General features: G+C 35.3%; 6 protein-coding genes. 1 reads left to right on the top strand and 5 read right to left on the bottom strand.

What is annotated here, in order from left to right; translation table 11 throughout:
- Positions 1-484: 484 nt before the first annotated feature.
- The 5 genes from JZO69_RS03125 to JZO69_RS03105 form a co-directional block, all read right to left on the bottom strand.
- Positions 485-1987 (bottom strand): HAMP domain-containing sensor histidine kinase, encoded by a 1503-nt coding sequence (locus JZO69_RS03125; protein ID WP_207111452.1) that lies wholly within the window; start codon positions 1985-1987, stop codon positions 485-487.
- Positions 1988-1998: 11 nt separating this feature from the next.
- Positions 1999-2685, bottom strand: coding sequence for a response regulator transcription factor (locus tag JZO69_RS03120; RefSeq protein WP_207111450.1), 687 nt, complete (start codon positions 2683-2685; stop codon positions 1999-2001).
- A 147-nt stretch (positions 2686-2832) separates the two neighbouring features.
- The gene (gene gndA / locus JZO69_RS03115) at positions 2833-4254 is read right to left on the bottom strand and encodes an NADP-dependent phosphogluconate dehydrogenase (RefSeq protein ID WP_207111449.1); all 1422 of its coding nucleotides are present in this window, start codon (positions 4252-4254) and stop codon (positions 2833-2835) included.
- 244 nt (positions 4255-4498) lie between these two features.
- Positions 4499-4678 (bottom strand): 50S ribosomal protein L32, encoded by a 180-nt coding sequence (rpmF, locus tag JZO69_RS03110; protein WP_069634653.1) that lies wholly within the window; start codon positions 4676-4678, stop codon positions 4499-4501.
- Positions 4679-4738: 60 nt separating this feature from the next.
- Positions 4739-5305: a YceD family protein gene (locus tag JZO69_RS03105; protein ID WP_207111448.1), complete on the bottom strand. Its 567-nt coding sequence runs from the start codon at positions 5303-5305 to the stop codon at positions 4739-4741.
- Positions 5306-5463: 158 nt separating this feature from the next.
- On the opposite strand from JZO69_RS03105, the gene JZO69_RS03100 reads away from it, so the two are divergent.
- Complete coding sequence (locus tag JZO69_RS03100; protein WP_207111447.1) at positions 5464-6243, top strand: ABC transporter ATP-binding protein; 780 nt, start codon at positions 5464-5466, stop codon at positions 6241-6243.
- Positions 6244-6308 lie beyond the last annotated feature (65 nt).

Here is a 6308-nt window from a genome sequence, read left to right as displayed (position 1 = left end):
TTTTCAAAGGTCTACTGTGTTACCTCGCAGCAACTTTTATATCATACCAAATCTTCGATTTGATGTCAACACTTTTTTTCAAAAGTTTCAAAAGTTTTTTCTGCTAGGCGTTGTCGTTTCTTTCGTGACAACTTCATTAGTTTATCAAGTTCTTTGTTATTTGTCAACAACTTTTTTTCTTATTTTTCAACAAGTTCAAGCTGTTTTGAATTAACAACTTTGTTATTCTATCATGATTGTCTTTCATTCGTCAAGAGGAAAATTTAATTTTTCTGTTAACGATTAATCAATCAGAACATGTATTAATATAACAATACTTTTCGTAAAAAGCAACTAGAAAATGGTCATTTTTGATTCTTTTTTCTTTTGACGAACAAACCATCTGAAGTTCATCTGAGCATTCGTTTTTTCTAGTGCTATTTATTAGTTTAGAGCACAAATATTCGGGTAAATATCGCGAAAAAAAAGCAGGAGATTTACTCTCCTACTTTCCTGCTTTACTTTTATCTACTATTGGAATATAAATTCTGAATATCGTCCCTTGATGAACAACACTTTCTGCATCTATTCTTCCTTTATAGTTTTCTACTAATTGTTTAGCAATTGATAAACCTAATCCATTTCCACCCTTATTACGTGCGCGCGCTTTATCCACTCGATAAAAACGATTGAAAATTTTATCCAAATCTTCCTCTGGTATTCCCTCGCCAAAATCTTGAATAGCTATTTCAAATTCACTCAGTGTTTTAGAAATAGAAATGTGGACCTCTTTACGTGTGGTTGAATACTTAACTGCATTATCTAATATAATAATCAATAGTTGCTCAAAGTGATTTCGGTAAATTCCTAGGGTTATCTCATGAAGCAGATCATCATCTAAGGTAATAACAAAATCAGGATATAAAATTTTGAAATTATTAAACACTTGGTAAACTACTTGCTTCGCATTTGATGTGTGATTAGAATATTGGACATCAACTTGTTCTGCTCGAGAAAGATCTAGCATTTCTTGAACAAGGCTCTTCATTCGAACAATTTCTTGAAGACTCGCTTCTAGTGATTCATCTAAAACTTCTGGATCCTCTTTCCCCCAGCGGTTCAACAAATTTAAGTGTCCTTCAATGATTGCAACTGGTGTTCGCAACTCATGTGAGACATCTTCCACGAATTGTTCTTGTTGTTCAATATAACGCCTCATCCGATCCAGCATTTCATTAAAAATTTCTGCAAGATCAGCTAATTCATCATTAGAATGAATATCTGGCATATGGATATCTGATTGAGGGTCTTTTCTGATTGTGTCCATTGTATCTCTTAAAACTTTCAAAGGCTTCAAAAAGTATGAAGATAAAATGAATCCTAATATACTACTTAAAATCAATGAAATTATTTCTAAGATGATTAACGTAAGCAGTAGACGGTTTCTAATATCATAAAAGGATGATAACTCATAAAAAGCCTGTATGTAGCCAACCTGCTGCCTATTCTCTTTTGAATATACCGGTTGAACAATCAAAAAACCTGTTTTATCATCTAATGTTTTGATTTCAGCTGCTTGTTTTTCATTTTTTAATAATCTACTTTGTACTTTTTGGGTCTCAAATAGCAAGGTTCCTTTCTCATCATACACTGATAGAAAAAGCGATGGTTGACCTAATTCAGACAACATACTATCCATTTCCATCAAAGAGCCTTCTACAGAGACTTTCTTACTATTCAAATCTTCTTCATCCACACTTGGCGTTTTTAATTTTTCATATACATCAGAGACTGTTAAGTTTTCTTCTGCATTGGCTAAACGATTACCGACTTCTGCAACTGTCCTTTCTACATTTTCGCGCTCTTTTTCTACAATAAGACTGACAGAAGATTTATATGTAATCACCGCGAATATTGTAAATACCACAAATATGAAGAAAGAACTTGCAGAAGCCCACTTTATTGTCAAAGAAGGCCCCTTCAGTTCTTTTTTTGCTACTTTTTGCATTTTCATTGTTTTCACGAGCGCATCACATAACCAGTTCCACGGACAGTTTGAATATAGCTTTCATCGCCTGGAACATCGATTTTATTACGCAAGTATCGGATATAAACATCAACAACATTAGTCTCTACTTCTGTTTCATAACCCCATACTTTATTTAATAGTACATCACGAGCTAATACAACATTTACATTTTCCATCAAAGTTAATAATAATTCATATTCACGTTTTGTTAATTCAATCATCTCAGAATTACGACGAACAACACGATTTTCTTTTTCGATCGTTAAATCACGATAAGTAATCGTTGTTTGCTTAGCTACGTTCTTGTCACCTTCAATATCGATTCGGCGAAGTAAAGCGCGTAAACGTGCTAGTAACTCTTCAATAGCGAATGGTTTCACAATATAATCGTCCGCTCCATGATCTAATCCTGACACACGATCAATCACTGAATCTCTAGCAGTCATCATGATAATTGGTGTATTTTTCACTTGACGCACACGTCGACAAACTTCAAGCCCGTTTAATTCAGGCAACATTAAATCTAAAAGGATAGCATCCCAATCATTATTTAAAGCCGCTTCTAAACCAGTACGTCCATTGTAGTGAACCTCCGTAGTGTAGCCCTCGTGTTTCAGCTCCAATTCTACAAAACGTGCTAAGTTCTTTTCATCTTCAATAATTAGAATATTACTCATTGGTTATTTGTCCTTTCTCTTTAAAAGCTATCTTAAAGCCTACCCATTATACCTACTTTTACTTTAAAAAGCTAGTAACAACCTATTTTTTCATACAACAGAGAGAAAACCATGAGAAATCTTTGAGTCCCATGGTTTTCCAACTTTTTATTCTTCGTTATACCAACTATAGTGGTAAGTACCTTCTTTATCTGTACGTTGATACGTATGAGCACCAAAGTAATCTCTTTGTGCCTGAATAATATTCGCAGGCAAACGTTCAGAGCGATAAGAATCGTAATATGCAATAGCGGAAGCAAAAGTTGGAACTGGAACCCCTGCTTGAACAGCAATTGACACAACATCACGAACGGATTGTTGATATTTTTTTGTAATATCGATGAAGTATTCATCTAATAACAAGTTTTCGATTGTTGGATTTTTATCATACGCATCTGTAATCTTTTGTAAAAATTGAGCGCGAATGATACAACCTGCACGCCAGATTTTAGCGATTTCACCAAATGGTAAGTCCCACTCATAATCTTCTGACGCTACACGTAATTGAGCAAACCCTTGTGCGTAACTCATGATTTTACTAAAATAAAGAGCTTCACGGATTTTTTCGATCAGTTCTTCTTTATCTCCTTCATAAGCAGGTGCTTCAGGTTTAGCTAAGACTTTACTTGCTTTCACACGTTCATCTTTGTATGCTGAAATGAAACGAGCAAAAACAGATTCAGTGATCAACGGTAGTGGAACACCTAAGTCCAAAGCACTCTGACTCGTCCATTTACCAGTTCCTTTATTTCCAGCGGCATCTAAGATGACATCAACAATTGGTTGTCCTGTTCCTTCATCATCTTTGCGTGTCAAGATATCTGCAGTTATTTCAACAAGATAGCTATCAAGTTCGCCTTTATTCCATTCTTTGAATATCTCAGCCATTTCATCAACTGAAACGCCTAAAATATTTTTCATTAAATCATATGACTCAGCAATCAATTGCATATCACCATATTCAATCCCATTGTGCACCATCTTAACATAATGACCAGCGCCGTTCGGACCAATGTAGGTAACACATGGTTCACCGTCTTCAGCTTTTGCTGAAATTTTTTCTAAAATTGGTGCAACCAGTTCATAGGCTTCTTTTTGACCACCTGGCATGATAGAAGGTCCCTTTAATGCGCCCTCTTCACCACCTGAAACACCGGTTCCTATAAAATTGATTCCTGAATTAGCTAATTCTTCATTTCTACGAATCGTATCTTTAAAGAATGTATTCCCACCATCGATCAGAATATCTCCTTTATCTAAATGAGGCAATAACTCTTGAATGGTTGCATCCGTTGCAAAACCAGCTTGAACCATCAACATAATACGTCGCGGTTGTTCAATAGAGTCTACAAACTCTTCAATTGTGTAAGTCGCTTTAAAATTTTTATCTGGATGTTCTTCAACGACATCCGTCGTCTTTGAACCTGTACGATTAAATAGAGCAACTGAGTATCCTCTACTTTCGATATTTAAGGCTAAATTTTTTCCCATTACGGCCATTCCGACTACGCCAAATTGTTGTTTTGTCATCTTGTATCCTCCCACTATCTTTGAAAAGAAATTCATTAGAATTTTCTTATAATCTACATCATTATAACGTAGAATGCTTTATATGAAAACAAAATAGTTCGATTAATTTGATTTATTCTTGTTTATTTTTTATAAATTGGACAATCACACAGAATTGTCGGTCAATCAGTTAGTGTGATTCAAAAATAAATCCCCTAGGCTCCATGGTTAGCCTAGGGGATTTTAACATTTTCAAAAAAATGTTTTATGCTTCTTTAGAGACAACATCTTTTCCATCGTAATGACCACATGCTGGACATACGTGATGGCTTTTTCTCATTTCACCACAGTTTGAACATGCATTCAAACCTTTGATTGTTAATTTGTAGTGAGTACGACGTTTGCCTTTTTTAGCTTTTGAAGTTCTTCTAGCTGGTACTGCCATTGGTGTTCCACCTCCTTGTAAAGATGTGTGCATAAAAATGCACGATATATTCCAATCTTACTAATTATCATCTTCATCAGTTGATTCACTGAATAATTCAGATAGTTTAGCAAGACGAGGATCCATTGTTTGTTGTGCTTCTTCTTGTCTTTTCTGAGCATAGTCTTCTTCAGATAAAACTTCCCAATCATTACCGCTTGGCATATCTTGACTTGTTAGCTCTTCTTCTGATAGTACTTGAATTGGAATAGACAAAAGAATGTTATCCTCGACTGACTCATCTAAATCAATTGTTGGTTTTTCCAACAAAATGATTTCTTCATCTGCCAAACGTTCGTCTCTTTGCTGATACTGTTCAGGAGTCATAAATACCTCGTCAACATCGATCGCAAGTGTAAGAGGAACAGGTGTTAAAGAACGTGAAGATGGAACTGTTACAATAACATCGATTTTATAGTGAAGCAAGTACTCTTCTTTTCCAACAGCTAGTATCCCGGTTGCTTTGACAGGACTAACATCTAGAATCAGATTATCTCTTTTCATCAAGGACGCTTTTAAATCAAGTGTCTCTGAAAATTCACAGGGTTTGTCTTTGTATTTGTTTAGTTCTAGTAAAGACCATTTCATATTCATCACCTCATAACGCAACAAAAGCAATTATACAAGGGTTTGAAAGCTTTGTCAATGAAATTTTCTTGACAGTGTTTTCTTCTTTCAATTTTTTTCAATTCCTACTATTCTATTCTTAATTCTTAGTGGTAAAATAAAGGAAAGGAGGAGTTAGTATGAAAGCTTTCGAATTTAAAGATGTCTCATTTATTCGGGATAAAAAGACATTGTTAAATAACGTAAATTGGTCGGTCGAAACAGATGAAAATTGGGCCATCCTTGGATTGAACGGCGCTGGTAAAACATTGCTTTTGCAATTAATCTGCGGATATTTGTGGCCAACACAAGGACGCTTGGTGGTTTTAGATCAAGTATTTGGTCAGGCCTCAATACCAGAGCTGCAGCGACGAATCGGTTGGGTCAGCACTGCCTTGCAGTATCGGATGAAAAATTGGGAAACAGCAGAGAAAATTGTTCTATCTGGCAAATTCGCCAGTATCGGTATTTACCAGAACTATGCTGAGGAAGAATTGGAGCAAGCAAAAGCTATTTTGAGAAATGCTGGCGGTGAATCACTTATCGGGAAAAAATACGAAGTTTTGTCTCAAGGAGAACGTCAATTAGTTTTGATTTCTAGAGCCTTAATGACTAACCCAGAGTTATTGATTCTAGATGAACCTTGTAATGGCTTAGATTTATTTGCTAGAGAAAAACTCTTATCTCAAATCCAGCAGATCGCTGAACAAGAAAATCACCCTACACTAATTTATGTTACACATCATACAGAGGAAATTCTGCCATGCTTTAACCACTTGATGCTATTAAAAGATGGTCAAATCTTTGCCAAAGGAACACAATCAGAATTATTTAATGAAGAAAAGTTCGCCGATTTTTACGCCGAACCGATTCGAATTATTCCATTAAAAGATGAACGCTTTGCTGTTTATCCTAAATAACAGCTACCGATGAAATAAGACAAAAGCTTTTATTTCGATTTAGAGGCCTAAACAAAACTAAAAAT

Source organism: Candidatus Enterococcus ikei (assembly GCF_017316105.1).
GTDB lineage: Bacteria > Bacillota > Bacilli > Lactobacillales > Enterococcaceae > Enterococcus_L > Enterococcus_L ikei.
This window is presented reverse-complemented; position numbering and strand designations above follow the sequence as displayed.

What these genes read in the sequence shown, in the direction of transcription:
- JZO69_RS03125 (WP_207111452.1), bottom strand. Translation starts at nt 1,987, where the DNA reads ATGCAAAAAGTAGCAAAAAAAGAACTGAAGGGGCCTTCTTTGACAATA.
- rpmF (WP_069634653.1), bottom strand. Translation starts at nt 4,678, where the DNA reads ATGGCAGTACCAGCTAGAAGAACTTCAAAAGCTAAAAAAGGCAAACGT.
- JZO69_RS03120 (WP_207111450.1), bottom strand. Translation starts at nt 2,685, where the DNA reads ATGAGTAATATTCTAATTATTGAAGATGAAAAGAACTTAGCACGTTTT.
- gndA (WP_207111449.1), bottom strand. Translation starts at nt 4,254, where the DNA reads ATGACAAAACAACAATTTGGCGTAGTCGGAATGGCCGTAATGGGAAAA.
- JZO69_RS03105 (WP_207111448.1), bottom strand. Translation starts at nt 5,305, where the DNA reads ATGAAATGGTCTTTACTAGAACTAAACAAATACAAAGACAAACCCTGT.
- JZO69_RS03100 (WP_207111447.1), top strand. Translation starts at nt 5,464, where the DNA reads ATGAAAGCTTTCGAATTTAAAGATGTCTCATTTATTCGGGATAAAAAG.